This is a genomic window from Dyadobacter bucti, assembly GCF_005869225.1.
GTDB lineage: Bacteria > Bacteroidota > Bacteroidia > Cytophagales > Spirosomataceae > Dyadobacter > Dyadobacter bucti.
Window position 1 is genome coordinate 85,068 of the sequence record NZ_SWFP01000006.1, and the last position, 18,303, is coordinate 103,370.

The window sequence follows — 18,303 nt, forward strand, 5'->3', positions numbered from 1 at the left end:
ATCTCAGCCATTTATCCTGAATTTATCAATATCCTGTGTTCTGCTGAAGATCGGGGTTGACCTGTATTTCCAGGAATGGGATCGGGAACAGCAGGTGCTTCTGTTCAAGGCTGTACGTGGCCGGAGTAAGATAATAGTAAGCCGGATCCGCTTTCAATTTTGCACCGTGCGCATTCATTACAGTAATTGCATTGCCCGTGCGGACGAGATCCAGCCAGCGTTTGTTTTCAAAAGCGAGCTCTATCCTGCGTTCCTGCAAAATGGCGGTTCGGAGGGCTGTTTGCGACGTGGCTGTCGAATTCGCCAATCCTGCCCTGGTCCTCACCTGATCGAGGTAGCGTTGCGCGTCGGCTACTTTTCCCTGCTCGTTGGCAGCTTCGGCCAGCATCAGCAATGTTTCTGCATATCTGTAAATGGGGAAATTTTCATTGGTCTGCTCAAAAACCGAGTGAGGGTACTGGTACTTTTTGATGTAAGGTAAATTCACATAAGTTGTGTCTGAAACCAGCGAAGGCCCATTAACAAATCCGATAGAAGCAGCAAAGCGTTTGTCTTTCACCCGGTCTTCATAGGCAGTCAACAAATCCTGGGTAGGGATATTCCATCCGGCTCTTGGCGCATTTTGAGAGCCTGTCGGCCCGAGGGTATATTGCGCATGGTTGGTCGTAAGCGGAATAAAAAAGTATGGAAAAACGCTGTGCAGGTTTAATGAAGTGCCTTCCAGGTACTGGACTTCAAAAACGGACTCCTGGTTATTTTTGTTATTGGGATTAAAAACCGCGGCATAATCGCTCATGAGTGAGTAACCCGTTACTTTGGCCAGTGCGCTTTCTGCTTCGGGCCATTTTTTCTGGGTCAGGTATACGTCGCCCAATAGCATCCAGGCGGCTCCTGATGTTGCGCGTCCTGCTTCCTGGGTAGCTTTCCCAGGCAAAATGCTTGCCGCAAGTGTAGCATCTGCGATGATCTGCGCATAAACCTGCTCTGCAGTGGACCGGGGAAGCGAAGCGGAGCCCAGATCAACAGCCGGTACCAGCGGAAGCGGTACCCCTCCGAAATAACGGACAAGGTCAAAATAGGCGAGGGCCCGTAGAAAAAGCGCCTGACCTTTGAGATTGTCGCCTACGGTCTTTTCCAATGTGACCTTGTCAATTTCCGCGATCACCTGATTAGCCCGGGCAATGATATCGAAATCGGAAAAGTAGCGGCCGGCTGTCACTGGATTTTCAGATCCGTTCACAAACTCATCGATTTCTTCCGGGTTTGGGGAGCGGTAATCAGTGTTATAGAAAAAGTGCGTGTTGTCTGAGCGCATTTCGCCCATAGCCCAGCTTCCTTCTGCATTGTATAATCCCTGCAAAGGTGCATACGTACCATCAACGGCCTGCCTGAAGTCAGATTCCGACTGGAAAAAATTGGAAGGAACTACTGCATTCTTTGGCGCGACGTCCAGAAAATCGCTGCACGATCCCAGTGCGCCTGATATAATGATTGCTAATACGGTCTTAATTCTCATGACCTTATATTGATTTAAATTTTAGTCTAAATATTAAAATCCAACATTTACGCCCAATGTGAAGGTGCGCGGTACCGGGTAAGAGCCGCCGTCTATCCCCAGCTCAGTGGAGGCCTGGCTTACACCTACCTGCGGATTGGCCCCGGGATAGCTTGTAATTGTGTAAAGCTGCTGAACGCTCGCATACGCCCTTAGTCTTTTGATAACACTGCTGCTTTTCAGAGGAATCGCGTAGCCGAGGGTCACGTTATTGATGGAAAGATGGCTTGCATCATACAGCATCTGGCTGCCCCACCAGTCGCGTTCGAGGTAGGTCGTACCTGCTGCCAGGCTGCCGTAGCGTCCGTTGCCTGGATTTTCCGGAGATCTCCATCTGTCCTTAACATTGGCAAGAACGTTAAACACCCCGTCCAGGTTGGTTAATGTCTGCTCGGCACCGCGAACGATATCATTTCCAAAAGTCCCTGAAAAAGTGGCGGAGAAATCGAAGTTTTTATACTGAATCGTGTTGGTCATACCAAAAATGAAATCCGGATGCGGGTTACCGATGATGGTGGCGTCATCCACTGTAATGATGCCGTCATTGTTCACGTCCCGGAACTTTGCCGTACCGACCTGCGAGGTGGTATGCTTCGGAGAACTGTCGAAATCGGCCTGGTCTTTGTATACGCCGAGATGGTCCATACCGTAAAGCATGCCGATCGGCTGACCCACAGTAGTGACGTGCGAACCTCCGAGGAGCGTACTTGGCGGGGTAATGAGGCGCGATGTTTTGGTACCCATCGAGACAACCCGGTTGCGGTCAAATGAAATATTGAAATCGGTATTCCATTTGAAATCGCTCTTGCGGATGTTGGCCGTGCTCACCGAGAATTCATGTCCCCAGAATTTCAGGCTGCCGATATTGGTCTGGATATTGGAATATCCGGAAGCGCGGGGCACATTGACATTGAACAGCAGGTCGCTCGTATTTTTGCGGTAAAAGTTATAAGTAAAATTGATGCGGTCGTTCAACAGGTTCAGGTCCAGCCCGAGGTTATATTGTTCATTGGACTCCCAGCCGATACCTCTGTCGGCGAGATTATCGACCCTTCTTCCGGCAGCAATGTTTTTACCAAAAACATAATTGGCGGTCGAAATCGTAGGAATGTGCGTATAGTTACCAATATTGAAATTCCCTGTGATCCCGTAGCTGGCCCTGAGTTTAAGGAAAGATATGGTTTTTATGTTCGCCAGGAAGCTTTCCTCGGACACGATCCAGCCCAGAGAAACGGATGGAAAGTTACCCCATCTGTTTTCGACGCCAAACCGGGAAGATCCGTCACGGCGTATGGAGGCGGAAATCAGGTACTTGCCTTTGTAATTGTAATTCAACCGGGCAAGATAGGACAGCAGGCTCCATTCCTGAACCTCACTGGTTGCAGTAATAGTACCGGCAGCACTGATGGTTTGTACCTTGTCATCGGGATAATTACTTCCTCTTACAGTGCTCCGGTCCTGGTGGAATTTTTGTGCCGTGAAACCAAGTACCGCGTCGAAATTATGGTTTCCCGCTGTTTTTTGGTAGCTCAATATATTTTCATTGACCCACGAAAGATATGAGTCCTGATCAAGCTGTGAAAAAGGGGTTTTATAAAGACCTGTCCCGCGGGTACCTGTGGTAGTACCGTTGAAATTGAAGTTCCGCAGATTTCCTTTATCGATGTTGCCGGAAGTTTTGAAATAAAGACCGTCGATGATCTGGTATTCCAGGAACATGTTGGCCAGGATTCTTGTGTCGCTGTTATCCACCACGCGGTCGGTCTGCGTTCTCACGTAGTTGGGTGTCGGAAACATTCCGGGGGAGGTAGCCGTGAGCGTCAGGCTGCCGTCGGGGTTTCTCAAAGGCGCGAGGGGGGAAGTCTGCAGGGTTTCATTGATGACACTTCCCACGCCGTCGACACCGCTATTGGTATTCGTGGAGTAGGTAGGCGCTACATTCAGGCCGATGTTCACTTTTTCGTGCGGCCGGAAATTCGTGTTAACCCTCAAAGAATATCTTTTGTACCCCGAGCCAACTATCACCCCATCCTGGCTCAAAAAACCAGCCGTTGCAGTCGTGCTGAATTTCTCGGAACCTGTACTCAGCGAAAGGCTGTGGTCGGTCATGGGCGCTGTGCGGGTAATGGCATCATACCAGTTGGTACTCTCTCCATATTGTTCCGGGTTCTGATAAACCGGATCTACAGGCAAGCCTCTTTCCTCGGCCATTTCCTTGCGCCATGTGGCAAACTCACGTGCATTCATCATGTCGGGACGTCCTCGCTGGGGAACTTGCTGTATTCCGAAGTAAGTGCTGTAATCGACGCGGGTTTTGCCGGGCACCGCCTTTTTGGTTTCAATCAAAACAACCCCGTTAGCCGCCCTGGAACCGTATAATGCAGTTGCGGATGCATCTTTGAGTACGCTTATGCTTTCAATTTCATTGGGGTTGATATTGCTGATACCTCCCACGATCGGGTTACCGTCTACAACGTAAAGCGGGTCAGCGCCAGCCGTGATCGACGCGGCGCCTCTGATCCTCACTTTCATTCCGCTCCCTGGCGTACCTGTGGTCTGGGAAATTTGCACACCAGCCAGCTTACCTTGTAATTTCTGGGAAAACTGGGATACCGGAAGGTCAGCAAAGTCTTTGGAATTAACCGTTGAAACGGAGCTGGAAAGTTGGCGGGTGGATTGTTTTCCATAACCGACGACCACTATTTCATCCAGGGATTTGGTATCGGGTTTGAGCACAATATCCAGCGAAGTCTGGGCGCCCACAAACACTTCCTGAGGCAGGTAGCCTACAAAAGAGAAGATCAGTGAAGATGACTCTTCGGGGAGTTCTATCGAGAATTTTCCTTCTATATCCGTGATAGTACCTTTCTGGGTACCTTTCAAAATGACGCTCACGCCAGGCAGGTTATCACCTTTTTCGTCCTTAACGGAACCCTCTATACGCTTATCAGGCAGAGGGTTGGCCGGAGCCGCAGGTATGGTGGTTTTTTCTTCTGCGGGGATCTCTGATTTGCGCAGGATAATCTGCTGGTCGAGGACGAGGTAGGAAACCTGAAGAGGTGTCAGCAGCTGATCGAGTATATCCGACAGCCGTTCATTTTTAAAATTGACGTTAACAGGCCTGCCTTTTGGAATAACCTGAGAATTAAAGGTTATGCGTACCTGGGCGGTCTTGCTGATCTGATTAAGCGCTGTTCGTAAATCCGTTTTCTCCAAAGCAACACTGAGACGTTTGTTGAGCATTTCCTGCGCCGAGGAATGTGCCCAGGAAACGCCTGACAGCAGGAGTGTGATCAAAATCTGAACGGTGGTGATTTTCATAATGGTTCGCCAGCGACTGGCGGCATTTTGATTTTTTTTCATAAATTTAAAGGTTTTGTGATTTGGAAAGCAGAACATCCCCGTGTGCACAATGTGCACCTTGTTTGACGGCAAGCGGGTTTTTTGAGGCCAATTATGTTTGCAGCATAATTGGCCTTTTTTCATGGGTTTAGGAAACAGCCGGAGTATTTACATGGTTGAAATGGTTATTGGTTACAGCCTTTTGAATTGATAATAATCGTGTCATTCAATACACTAAAGTTGGTTCCCGGCCCTATTGCTTCACAGATAATCTTCAGTTTCACAAAAAGCGGTTCATCCATCAGTGTCGTGGTCAGGGCGCAGTCAGCTAGTAGTTTTTCTTCAATCTGGATATTGACATCGTACTCTTTGCTGAGCTTTTTAAAAATCTCCGTAACGGGAGCATCATTAAATGCATAAAAATTTTCTGTGGCAGGGACGGGGGCTGCTGATATTTTGACATCTGAGCGTACCAGTGATAATTCCTTCCGGTGAAAAGTAACCTGCTGATTAGGGGTCAGGTCGATGGCCGGAGCCGTTTTTTGTCCTTTTCCTTTGTTGCTGGAAGAAACATTGACCTTCCCGGTTTTTACAATGACTGTAAAACTGGAACGGTCGTCGAAGGCGCTTACTGTAAAACTGGTACCCAATACCCGCGTCACCATTTCATTGGCAAACACATAAAAAGGCCGTTGCGGATCTTTGGTTACTTCAAAAAACGCCTGCCCGGAGAGGTATACGTCCCGCTTTTCGTCGCCGAACGCTTCCGGAAAGCTGATCCTGCTGGCGGGCTGCAGCAAAACGGTGCTTCCGTCGGGCAGCGCCACAGGGATCACATGCGCAGTAAGGTTGTTTTTCTCCACCATTGCTACATTGGCGGGTACCGCTTTTCTATCTGCCAGCAAGTCTTTCCGGGGCGTGTCGTTTTGTCTGAAAAACCACAAACCTGCCAGGATCAGCAAAACAACAGATGCGGCTGCCCAGACAGGCCTGAATGACCTCAATGGATACACCGGCTGTTCTTCGCGCGGGTTGCGGATCTCATAAAGAGTGTTGTCTATAATGTTTTCAACAAACCTTTCCGGCAAATCGGCCTCCTTTACGGCGGTAGCAATTAATAGTTGGCGGGCCTGCGTGGCAATCTCTTTTTGTTCGGGGTTATTTTGCAGCCGCTTGGTCCATACTGCCTGCTGCTGCCGGAACCCGCCATTTGAAACCCATTCCCTGAAAGAAGGATCACCCAGATAATCATCAACTTCGTACTCAGAAAAGTCTTTCATGGAATAACATATTGCTTACATGGACAGTAGCAGGTTATTCAGGACTATATACTGGTTTTTTGTAAATTTTTTTAGTGTACTATTTTCGCAGCCCAAAAAGACAACAGGATATTTATAAAAGTGAGGGACTGGGAAGGCAGCCATTCGCGCAATGAGGAAAGCGCTTCGTGGATCAGGTTGGTGGCTGTCTGGTAGCGGATACCCATTACCAGGGCGATTTCATTGTTTCCCAGGTTTTCGTAAAATTTGAGATAAACGGCTTCTTTCTGACGTTTAGGGAGGTTGTTAATGAGCCTGTTCAGCGTTCTTATCCGGATGGCTTCGTTCTCATTTTCGATCAGTGTTTCTTCAATTGAAAAATCGATATAGAAAATTGAATCGGTATCTGCGTCCGTGGTTTCGAAATTTGGACGGTTTTTTATGGAATAAATGATTTTTCTTCTCAGGCAGGTAAAAAGATACGGCCGTATCTCTGTTACTTTCCTTAGCCCGGTCCTGTATTGCCAGAGCTGGATAAATGTTTCCTGAATGCAATCCTGGATCAGGCTGTCGTCCCTGACCATTTTCCTGCCATAGTAAGCCAGCGCTTTGCTGTACCGTTTCATCAGTTCAGTAAGTGCTTCTTCACTACCATTTTGTAATGAATCCCAAAGATCCGACTCATCCAAATAAGGTTTTGCAAGCATCAGAAACGCATTTACTATTTAAAACAAATCGTAAGTTACAAATAGATGTTAAGTTTTTTCTAATTCTTAGAATTATTTGGGGAAGTGCTTGTGCGGGAAAAGCGGGAACGGATTGTCTAAGCATAAAAAAGGCGCTGTCACCCAGCGCCTTTTTACGTATGTTATTTTGCCGGCGTAATAACCAGGTTGCGGTATTCCACCGGGCCGTGGTCGCCCTGGATCAGCAGCGGTCCGGGTTCGGCTTCGTTGCTGTCGATGGCGCCGCCGGTTATGCCGGGAATTTCCTGATTGGTGATCACGGTTTTGCCGTTCACAGCAACAGTGATCATTCTTCCGACAAGTGTAACGTCGAATGAATTCCACTCTCCGGCTTCTTTTGCCACCATCTCGCTGGGTGTAAGAAATCCGTAGATAGCGCCCAGCTGATCCAGCGAAGGCTCCATTCCTTTGGCGTCGGTCACCTGTACTTCATATCTTCCCCGCAGATATACGCCGCTGTTGCTTCCTTTCGGTATACGGAATTCAGCATGCAGTTTGAAGTCGGTGAATTTCTGATCTGTAACGAGGTTAGCACCCGATTTCGGGCTGCGTAAAATACCGTTTTCTGCAATCCATTGATTGGGGCCTTCTGCGTGCCAGCCTTTCATTTCATTTCCTTCGGTCAACTTGATAGGTTTTCCCCACACTGGCGGAGTCTGTCTTCTTAAGGCTGGTGCGCGAACTCCCGTCCAATTATGGGTTTTGCCCTCGGGGGTTGTGAGTGTACCACTGATCTTATCACCGGCAAGTGTTCCTTCTACGGTGAAATCCTTGTCGCCTTGTTCCCACTGCGGCGGTATTGCGAAACTGAATTTGCCGTCTTTGAAGTTTACTACAGAAATAGGGCGGGCACTTCCTGAGACGCTGACAAACGCACCTACCAAGGTCTTGGTCCCGGAATGTCTTACTTCCAGCCACGACGGGGCAGGTTTGCCGTTTACATCAACCGTAATGTCCCACCGGCCTTCGAGGGGGGAAGCCAGGGGTTTGGCGGTATTTCCGTTTGCTGCGACAGCAAAAAGAGCGGATAATAATGTTACGGCGGAAATCACAAAGAGCCGTGAAAAATAATCTAGGTTGGTCTGGGATGGTCTTTTCATAATTGTTTTGATCTTGAAGGCGTCAATTTACCATAAAAAACAATAAATGTTTAATTGTCTGCCCTTGTAATCAACAGGTAGCTCCTACGGAGCATTTTTTACATCCGCCGCCCGCTCCACGGGCTAGTAATGGGTAGCTCCTACGGAGCATTTTTTACATCCGCCGCCCGCTCCACGGGCTAGTAATGGGTAGCTCCTACGGAGCATTTTTGGAATGGCGGCGCGGCCCCTTGGGGGCCACATATTACTAGCAAAAATGTTATGGAAATGGATTGGGGAGCCCCGGAGGGGTGGCATGACGCACGGGTATGTTCGAAACGTGAATGTGCTTCGGAAATGTATAACAAAAAACCTCCCGGAGCATCGTCCGGGAGGTTTTTTGAATTTAAGAAATGATATCTAATTCTTGGGGTCGCTGCCGATCTTCCCGGCGCCGGCTCCTTCCAGCTGCATCGGGTTAGGGGTACGTCTTAGCTGCTGCTGTTTGAAAATCTGAAAGCGGGTTGGTTTGGCAACGCGGGGAAACGAGTTATTTTCGGTGTCGATATCGGCAATCTGAAAATAAGGGTCCAGCGTCCATTGGGTCACTTTCTTGCTTGTCGTAATGACCTTGTTGATCTGCTGGTCATTGAAACGCCAGATTTCGGCCGGGAACACAGCTACCGAATCTGTACCGTCTTCAAAATCCATTTTAACGATCACCGGCATTGGCAAGCCACCTTTATTTTTTAATGAAAGCGTGTAAAAATTGGGGTTGCCCTGCACAATTTCCCTTTCACTTTCCGACAATCCTGCAAGATACTGCTGGTACCTCTGGCGGTCAGCTTCTGTTACTTTGAACGGGTCATAGCGATTGTAAAAATCAGCCATGGTAGAATCCTGGCCGACTACCGTTTCGCCTTTGGTTTTTTCGTCACGCATCTTGCTGATCGTACCCTGTTTTCGGGCGGCTTCCTTCCGGGCAATCTCTTTTTCAATTTCAGGGTTTTGCGTATCGACGCTGAACCAGTCCACACTCACAATATCCTGGTCAACAGGTTCTGTTCCATAAAACCACCCTTTCCAGAACCAGTCCAGATCTACACCCGAGGCGTCTTCCATGGTACGGAAAAAGTCAGAAGGAGTAGGGCTTTTGAATTTCCAGCGGGTTGCATATTCCTTGAATGCATGATCGAAAAGCTCACGACCCATTACTGTTTCGCGCAGGATATTCAATGCGGTGGCAGGTTTTGCATAGGCATTAGGCCCCAGACCGATCACATTTTCTGCCGACGACATGATCGGGGACAGCATTGATTTGTCGGAAGACATATAGTCTGTTATCTGGTTGGGCTCGCCGCGGCGGGTAGGGAAATTGTAGTCCCATTCTTTTTCGGCCAGGTACTGACAGAAAGTATTCAGTCCTTCATCCATCCAGGCCCACTGACGTTCGTCGGAATTCACGATCATCGGGAAGAAGTTATGCCCGACTTCGTGGATGATCACCCCGATCATACCATATTTTGTGGATTCACTATATGTTCCGTCCTCTTCCGGGCGACCACCGTTGAAGCTGATCATCGGGTATTCCATACCTCCGCCGGCAACGCCATGGCATGAAATCGCAACAGGATACGGGTATTCAAAAGTGCGGGCACCATAAGATTTTAAAGTATGGGCAATCGCGCGGGTTGAGTATTGTTCCCATAAGGGATTGCCTTCTTTTGGATAAATAGACATGCACCAGATCTTGCGGCCGTCTTTGTAAACATCGCTTTGCATAGCATCCCAGATGAACTTACGGCTGCTGGCGAAGGCAAAGTCCCGGACGTTATCGGCTTTGTATATCCATGTTTTCTTTCCGGGCGCCTTGTTTTCGCGTTTCTCTGCTTTTTCGGCTTCGGCCTGTGTGACGATCAATACCGGCGTTTTTGCAGTTTCAGCTTGTTTGAGGCGCTGTTTTTGGGCCGGAGTCAGTACTTGTGCATAATTCTGGCACTCGCCGCTGGCTGCCACCACGTGGTCGGCAGGTACCGTGATAGCTACTTTATAGTTACCAAATATCAACGCAAATTCACCTTGCCCGAGAAACTGTTTGTGGTTCCAGCCATTTACATCATCGTAGGGCGCCAGGCGCGGGAACCAGTGTGCGATGAAATAATTGGCGTTACCATCTTTTGGGAAATATTCGTAGCCGCTGCGGCCGTAATATTCGGTAATGTTATAACTCCATTCCACGCCGAAAACAAAATTGGTTCCTGGTTTCATGGCCGTGGGCAGGTCGATCCGCATCATGGTGCCGTTGATCTTATAGGATAATGGCTTTCCGGCCTTGTCTTTGACAGCCCCGATCTTGTAACCGTATTCAATTTTTGGGTCGAGGGTAGCGCCTCTTGCATTATTCATTTCCTGAAGCTGGGCGGTGTTCATCCCTTTTTCATTAACAGTGCCTGTGCGGGAAGTAGCACCGATACCGTCCTTTTTGAAAAGGTTCTGGTCAAGCTGCAGCCAGATGTATTTCAGTTCGTCCGGAGAGTTGTTAAAAAATGTAACGGTTTCCGAACCGATGATCCGGCGGTTATCATCGTCCAGCTCGACTTTGATATCATAATCTGCGCGTTGCTGCCAGTAGTCGCGTCCCGGCGCCCCGGATGCGGCCCTGTACGGATTAGGAGTTGGAAGCACTGTTCCCAATTGTTCAAAACGGTCGTTGGCCTGGTAATTGGGAGATGTGGGAAGCTTTTGCGCCTGCGAAAAAACAGACGTCAATGCTGCCAGTAACGGGAGTAATACCTTTTTCATGAAATTGGTGATCCTTGTTGGTTATTCGCAGTTAGTTTGGCGATGTATTCAAAAGACTTTTAAAAAACTCATTGTTGATGATCAACGAAAGAGACATCCCTACGATGATCCCTGAAAGGATATTGATCCAGGTCATTCGTTGTATCCGTAGTAATTCTATCATCACAAATGCGATGGAAAGAATGATAAAAACAATGATAAGCTGGCCGAGTTCGAGACCGATATTAAAGCCGAGGAGGGGATTGAAAATCTCCGCTTCCTTGCCCAGGAGTGCGCGAAGGTAATTGGAAAACCCGAGTCCATGGATCAGTCCAAAAAACAATGCAAGCGGATATCTGAAAGAAGAAGTCTTTTCTTTTTGACTGAAAAGGCTTTTGGGTGGTTTGTAAAAAAAATTGAGAAAAGCAGTAACAACAATGGTAACCGGAATAAGCAGTTCGATCCAGTCGGGGTTAACGGTTACTACACCTGTGGTGGCCAGGGCCAATGTAATAGAATGCCCGATTGTAAAAGCCGTAACGAGGATGACGACCCTTTTCCAGTCTATTAAAGTGTAAACAGTACAAAGCGCCATGATGAATAGAATATGGTCGTAGCCGTTTGAATCTGTAATGTGATTAAAACCTAACTGGAGGTAAGCCTGGAATTCGGACATTAAGGTATTTTAGGTTAATTGGCTAGAAAAAACAACTGATTATCGGAGGTTAATAGGGAATCCGAAGATATTGTTTTCGAGGCAGTATTACAAGATTGCTGATGAAAACGGGAGAAAATCAGCAGATAATTCTGTCGTCGTTTCCGGAAACAAAAAAGACCGGAAGCATGTGCTCCCGGCCTTTTTAAATTCTGACACCAATTATATAAGATTTTTATATCAGATTATTTGTAGATCGTGTTTTGCGGATCGAAGTTGGCCCATGTTTTGGTCCAGTCCTCGGTACCGAAAGCACCTCTGAAAGTTTCTTTGGTAAAAAACGCATCGGCCCCTTTGCCTTCCCAAACTGCATCTTTCAACAAAGGTGAAGTTGCCTGTGGCAAGAATGCCGGCGCGGCCAGATTGAAATTAGCGGCGTTGAACAGCAATGTGGAAGCGTCAGCAAGAATTGTATTCTTACGGGTAGCTGCGCTAAAGTAAGCCAGCGCCTGCTCATCGGATACACCGGTTGCGGCGCGGTCACCGCGTACAGGGATGGTCGTGTTGGCAAGGATAATTCCTTTCAGATCCAACGTTCCGGCAGTAGCATGTGAAAGGGTGTTAGCACCATCCAGACGAAGTCCCTCAGGATATCCGGCAAACAGGGAGTTGAAAATGCTGATGTCTGTATTACGACGCAAGTGCATAGCTGACTGGTAACCACCTGAACCTGACTGCGTGGCCGTGCTTGGCGTTCCACTGAAAACGAAGTTACTTACATTGGCAAATACGGGTGCTGTAAAAGGCAGGCCGTTGTTAGGTGCGGTAGCCGGTTCGCCAGCGCCTGCAAAGTTATCTGATTCAAACCCGTTAGAACCTGATTGATCTGCAAATTCAGGATCGCGCAGTGATAGTGCATACTGTACTTTACCCGTAAAGCCCCAGTCGGTATCCCAATCGTCGTCCCAACCACGGAAGGCGATCAGATTTTTTGCATTCACAGTTCCTCCAAACCATTCGAACGAATCATCACCGCTGTACGAAACCTGTACGTGGTCGATCGTAGTTCCTGATCCAACAGCATAGAGTGTAAGACCATTGATTTCACTATTTGCTGTGTTGCTCAGGGCGATACCTGCAAATTCGATGCGAACGTATTTCAATGTACCGGAGTTATCGTCAGCGATATTGTCTGTTCCCAAACCGGCATTGCCTACTCCTGTACGGATACCGCCTTCTGCTCCTTTGCTGCTGGCCTGATTGTGCGGAGCTTTTCCGATCAGCACTACGCCGCCCCAGTCGCCATAGTAACGCTCGCCAGGCTCTTTCATAGAAGTAAATACGATTGGCTGTTCAGCTGTACCCACAGCCATAATCTTGGCACCGGCTTCAATGATCAAAGAACCACCTTTGCCCGATGCGGTAGGATCGGCCTCTTTTCCAGCACCTTTGATGATCGTACCAGGCTGAATAGTAAGCGTGTTGCCTGCTGTTACATATACAAAACCTTTCAGTACATATATCTTATCCGAAGTCCAGGTAGTGTTTGCCGTAATTTCACCTGTAACATCAACCGATGCACGGTCCGAAACGGTGAAGCTTGCGGTGCTTTTTACAGTTGTAGTACCTACTGTGACAGAAATTGCACCAGTTGTTGCACCCGCAGGAACTGTTACTTCCAGACTGTTGGTGGTGGCGGCAGTGACTGTGGCAGGAGTTGTATTAAATAAAACTTTATTGTTTGCAGGAGTTGGATCAAATTTTGTCCCTGTTATTACAATCTTCGTCCCTGCTAGGCCGGATGATGGCGCAAATGAGGATACTGAAAGTACCTCGGGAACGGGCGTTGGCTCTTCGTCATTTTTGCACCCTGATAGTGCCGCAAAAAGACATAATACCAGGAGAAATAGATTCTGTCTTGTTTTTAAAATATTCATAGTGGACTTCATTTGGTTTGTAATAAAAACAATTGGGTTTTACTTGTTGGTGAAGCTTGCCAGGTTCTGTTTATGGTATAACCGTTCTTTTGCCAAAGGTGTAGGCGGCGGTGATCGTGTAATAGCTGCCTCTTTTGAACCTGCGGATATCCTGGTCGGCGGAGGCTGATTTTGAAGTTACGTCGCTGCCTATCTTCCCATCGCGGTTAAAGTCTTGTGAGAATCTTACCGGCTGGTTCAGGATGTCCTGGATACCCAGACGGATTTCAAGGTTGTTCTTGAATTTCTTGCTGATATTCAGATCAAGTACGTTGCGGGGCATTTCATAAACCGTCGGATTTTCGATATTACCGACCGCGAAGATCCGCTGGCCGAAGATGTTGTAAAGAATGTTCCACTGCCATCCTGATGGTGCCGCATAGTAAACCCCTGTGTTGATCAGGTATGGGGACTGGTTTGCCATTGGACGTTTTGTGTCTGCAATACCTGTGAGGTCGTATTTTACATTTGCGCCGCTCAGGTCAGGGCCTTCCACAAACTGGCCAAGGTTTACAGTACTTTTGATAAAAGAAGCATTTCCAACCAATGTCAGGTTCTGCAGGAATGGACTTGCAGCTTCCTGGAAGCCTTTACGGATTTCAAGTTCAACCCCGTAGTTGGTGGAGTTGTCGGCATTGATAAAAGTATAAGCAAGACCATTACCGGTTGGAAGCAGGAACGTTTCGATCGGGTTTTTGAAATACTTGTAAAAACCAGTTACCGAGATCAGCTCATTTGTGCTTGGGTAAAATTCCCATTTTGCATCGATGTTCTGAATTTTAGCTGTTTTAAGTGCAGTATTTCCGCGGATGTCAGCCTGCAGATTGAAGTCAAAATAAGTGAACGGTGCAAGTTCCCGGAATTCCGCTCTGTTGAGTGTGGAAGAGAACGCGAGCCTCAGGTTTTGTTTTTCGGAGACCTTATATGTGAAGTTCAGCGAAGGAAGCGGGATGAACAATTTATTGTTAACAAGCTCTTTTCTTTCGTTTACAACATAAGAATGAAGTTGTTGGTTATTGTATTCACCTCTGAAACCTACCGTCAGAATTGCTTTTGATCCGAAATTCACATCACCGCTCAGGTAAGCAGCATAGTAGTTATTGATACCCTGGTATGAATCCAGGTCCTTGGTACCGTCTTTGATTGTCAGCCCGCCGGTGCGTCCCGTTAAATTTTCAGGCGTAAAAACGGATCCTAATTCGCTGCGGAGTACAGCTGAAGCATTTCCAACGCTGTTATATCCATAAAAACGTGCAGAGTAATCGCGGTCCTTGCGTTCGCCGTACACGCCGAACCGGATTTTGTTAGGCTCACGGTCGGTTGGATTACCCAGTGCATGTTCGCCGTTTACCGAAAGGGTCAGTACCTGTTCGTTCAATTTAGAGAAAAAACGTCCCAGGTCGATCGGGTTAGGGTCGGTAGGTGCTACGATCTGAAAAGGTGCAGGTTCATCGCTTCCTGTTGGCGTTGAGCGTTGGAAACGGATGCGTTTCCAGTCGGGCTCCCAGCGGCCGGTGTAACCGTAGCCAGCGATCCAGTTCAGCTTGGTAAGATCCCCAAATTTGTGGTCACCCGCAACCTGAGTGGTGACAATGGTGCGGTTTTCAAAACGTTGCGAATAATTGCGGACATCGTATTCATCGATCACTCTTTGTCCTTCACGAACAACGGTTTCGGTATTCCCAAGCTGGTTGAACAAAGTTTTCCACTCCAGGTTGAAAACCGGCGAGAAATGGAATGTCCAGTTGTGCAATACACCGATCCGTGACTGACGCTGATAGTTCTTGTCTGTGTAGTTTTCAAAAACATCGTTTGCAGTTAGTCCGTTCTGGTACAATTTCAGGCCAACCTCTGCATATTGGTTCGTTAATGAATAGTTGACATTGGTAAGATTGCTGACATTCACATTTCCGATGTCAAAACGTCTTCCCATATTCAGGGCAAAACGCATATCAGGATTCGCAGTGACCTCCTTTAAAGCCCATGTATTGGGCAATAACTGTGCATAAGATGCCCTTTCAGGAGCACTCAGTATGTTGAAGTCGGCCGATCTTTTTGGGAATGCGCTAGAAAGCTGCTGATCTGCTCCCCACAACCCCAGCCAGTTTGCGCCGCTGCGGGTGTGCGTTTGTAAGTTTTGAAAAGTTGTATTGGCACGATAGCCGATTGTGGCAGCACCTTCCGTGAAGTTCTGGTCCGGGCGGCGTTTGGTGTAAATCTTGATGATACCACCGGCAAAATCGCCAGGTGATTCTGCAGAACCGGATTTGTATACAATCATCCGGTCGATGATATTACTTGGAACGAGATCAAAAGAGAACGAACGGGTATCCACTTCGCTGGAAGGTGTGATCACATCGTTGATCAGTACTGCGTTGTAGCGTGAACCTAACCCGCGGATCATTACGAAACGGTTATCAACAATACTAACACCAGGTACCCGGCGGATAGCCGCTGCGGCGTCGCGGTCCTGCGACTTCTGGATTTGCTGCGCCGATATACCTACTGCGATCGGTTTCAGCTGTTTGATCTCGCTGATCACCGCTACCTCGGTATTGGTTGCACGTGCCCCACGCACTACTACTTCCTGAAGCGCTTTCCCTTCTTCGTCCAATTCTGTGTCGATCACCGTAGTGTTGCCGGACTCGACTCTGACGTTGGGGATTTCTTTGGTTTGGTATGATACAAAAGAGATAATGACCTTGTGACTGCCGACCGGAACATTGGTCAGCACGAAGTTTCCGTCGACATCGGCTGCGGCGCCTATCTGCGTGCCTTCGATCATGACGGAAGCGCCGATCAGCGCTTCTTTTGATTTTGCGTCTTTGATGGAACCCCTGATGATGCCGGGATCGGCAAACGCTGAGGTAATAGCGGAGAGGAAGAAGAGAATTGTAAATAGATTGGTTTTCATACTTAGGTGTCAAATTTTCGACACAAAAGTAGACCGGCAATGTTACCCCAATGTTAAGCCTATATTATGGCTTGGTTATTTCGGAATGATGTTTTTTATTAAAAATCAGGCACTTGCGTCATTTTAAAAACCTATTCTATGATTCCTTGACCCTTCCCGCCGTTAAAATTGTCGAGGTCATACACGAAGCCGTTTATGACTGCATATTTTACTTTTCCAGCCTTCTTCAGAATAAAAGTTGCCGTATTGCCTAACCCGGGTGTTCCGGAAGGTGCAGGCTGGCCTCCGCGCAAAATGTGCAAGGGTGAGGTAGTGAAGTAAAGTCCGAGCGCGCGGGTGTTGCTATCAGTTGCGAGGCGAACATACGTATAACCTTCTCTGAGGAGATTCAGTGCATTCAGCTTGCTTACTTCGCTGACGTTCTTGTAGGTTGTTGGATATACCTTTCCTTTTTCAATGGTAAGGCCGGTTGCGTCGATTTCCTCGCTGCCGTACTGAGGATGCAAATCCCCGAAATCTTCAATTTTGCTGTAATAGAAAAACTTGGTGGCATTGGCATAATTGACCTCGGTCCGGTTGATTCCCAGGTCGGCCAGGAACGATTTGCCCGATTGCCTGACGGTTGCATTGCGTACCACCAGGTCGTAAACCCAGCGACCGTTTTCGGGGATATCGTAATATTCATCCCGTTTCTCTTTGGTCAGCGAATTATCGGAAATCTTGTCCAGTGCGGATAAAATGGCCATGAAATTAAGCTGGCGGATAAACTGCTTTTCTGGATCTCCCACATACACTCCCGATTCAATGAGTACAAGCGTTGTCCCCCATTTTTGAACGTTATCACCAAACCCGCGCGGTTCATGGTCGTCGGCGTACCGAGCTACCTGGCCGGGGATGTATTTTTGTAAAATCTTGTTCATGCCGACGATCAGCTGCATAGATCGTTCGCGGACGGGATTAATCGAAAGCTCGTAGTCATAAGAAGTAGCCAGAAATGATATGGTGGCTACTTTCGGGCTGCGGCCGGCTGAGTAGCGCATTTGATCATGGAGGTTAAAACCGAAGTCGGGTTTCAGCCTGTCCACAAGTCCTTTCAATATCACTGCTTCGGGCGTCTGGCGGGAAGCGGCGTCGCGGTTCATATCAATACCCTGCATTGTCCTCCGCTGGTAGCGCTCGGCCCCGTCTGGATTGAGCATAGGGACAAAGTACAAGGTAGTATTTTCAAGAAGTTTTTTGCGGTAATCGTCGAAACCATCGTTTTTGCCTTCCATAAAATTGAAGATATCAAAACTGGCCATGGTGGCCGTAGGTTCGTCGCCATGCATTTGTGTCCAAAGCAGCACCTTTTTCTTGCCGTTACCAACTTTGATCATCTGGATCGTGCGGCCTTCAAAGGATTCGCCCACGCTTTCAATTTTGTAAAGTGGGTTGCCCTGACGTCGGGCAATGAGCGGAAGAATGTCTTTTTGTTTGAAACGGCGCTGGTTCAGCGATCCTTCCCGGTAAGTTTTATGTACTTCGAAAAGGCGTTTTGCCAGTTCATCGGACTGCGCGATGGATGAAACGGTAGTCAAGGTAATACAGAAGAAAAATAATTTTGAAACAAAGATCCTCATGATTTTTTCAAAAATCCTCAATGAAATCGCAATGTACAAAGAGAATGTTTGGGTTTAAAAAGACTTGGGTTGAAATGAACGGATGCACGGTTTCGTGCATCCGGATTTGTAGTAGATTTTCTAAGCAAATTTTAATGAATTATTTAGAATCCGGTTTTCCGCTTTCCGAAAAGTTAATTACATTTGTGACATGTTTAAAGCTGAAACAAATCATCGTTTTCATCAAGGTCATCTGGCCTTCGGACGTCTTGGGTGATGTGTTTTTGCAAGTAGTGTTGTAATAAGGTTGAATACATAGTATCCCAGAAGCCCGATTTTTCAGTAAATCGGGCTTTTTTTATGTTTAAATCCAGTAGCGCCAATATCAAGCAGGTTTA

At 47.7% G+C, this 18,303-nt stretch carries 10 protein-coding genes; all 10 read right to left on the minus strand.

The window, feature by feature from the left end:
- Positions 1–25 precede the first annotated feature (25 nt).
- The 10 genes from FBF61_RS20135 to FBF61_RS20180 all read right to left on the minus strand — a co-directional run bounded on the left by FBF61_RS20135 (position 26) and on the right by FBF61_RS20180 (position 17,926).
- The gene (locus FBF61_RS20135; protein ID WP_138480684.1) at positions 26–1,516 is read right to left on the minus strand and encodes a RagB/SusD family nutrient uptake outer membrane protein; all 1,491 of its coding nucleotides are present in this window, start codon (positions 1,514–1,516) and stop codon (positions 26–28) included.
- A 33-nt stretch (positions 1,517–1,549) separates the two neighbouring features.
- Positions 1,550–4,918 carry a TonB-dependent receptor gene (locus FBF61_RS20140; protein ID WP_138480686.1) on the minus strand — a complete coding sequence of 1,123 codons (3,369 nt, stop codon included), beginning with the start codon at positions 4,916–4,918 and terminating at the stop codon, positions 1,550–1,552.
- Between the two features lie 164 nt (positions 4,919–5,082).
- Entirely contained in the window at positions 5,083–6,177 is a 1,095-nt protein-coding gene (locus tag FBF61_RS20145) for a FecR family protein (RefSeq protein ID WP_138480688.1), read from the minus strand.
- A 71-nt stretch (positions 6,178–6,248) separates the two neighbouring features.
- Positions 6,249–6,863 carry an RNA polymerase sigma factor gene (locus FBF61_RS20150; RefSeq protein WP_138480690.1) on the minus strand — a complete coding sequence of 205 codons (615 nt, stop codon included), beginning with the start codon at positions 6,861–6,863 and terminating at the stop codon, positions 6,249–6,251.
- 161 nt (positions 6,864–7,024) lie between these two features.
- Positions 7,025–8,002: a 3-keto-disaccharide hydrolase gene (locus tag FBF61_RS20155; RefSeq protein ID WP_138480692.1), complete on the minus strand. Its 978-nt coding sequence runs from the start codon at positions 8,000–8,002 to the stop codon at positions 7,025–7,027.
- Between the two features lie 399 nt (positions 8,003–8,401).
- Positions 8,402–10,783 carry a M1 family metallopeptidase gene (locus FBF61_RS20160; RefSeq protein WP_138480694.1) on the minus strand — a complete coding sequence of 794 codons (2,382 nt, stop codon included), beginning with the start codon at positions 10,781–10,783 and terminating at the stop codon, positions 8,402–8,404.
- A gap of 31 nt (positions 10,784–10,814) precedes the next feature.
- On the minus strand, positions 10,815–11,438 hold the full coding sequence (locus FBF61_RS20165) for a HupE/UreJ family protein (protein ID WP_138480696.1): 624 nt from the start codon (positions 11,436–11,438) through the stop codon (positions 10,815–10,817).
- A 224-nt stretch (positions 11,439–11,662) separates the two neighbouring features.
- Positions 11,663–13,354 (minus strand): beta-helix domain-containing protein, encoded by a 1,692-nt coding sequence (locus FBF61_RS20170; protein WP_138480698.1) that lies wholly within the window; start codon positions 13,352–13,354, stop codon positions 11,663–11,665.
- 70 nt (positions 13,355–13,424) lie between these two features.
- Positions 13,425–16,307 carry a TonB-dependent receptor gene (locus FBF61_RS20175; RefSeq protein WP_138480700.1) on the minus strand — a complete coding sequence of 961 codons (2,883 nt, stop codon included), beginning with the start codon at positions 16,305–16,307 and terminating at the stop codon, positions 13,425–13,427.
- Positions 16,308–16,438: 131 nt separating this feature from the next.
- Positions 16,439–17,926: a M14 family zinc carboxypeptidase gene (locus FBF61_RS20180; protein WP_138480702.1), complete on the minus strand. Its 1,488-nt coding sequence runs from the start codon at positions 17,924–17,926 to the stop codon at positions 16,439–16,441.
- Positions 17,927–18,303 lie beyond the last annotated feature (377 nt).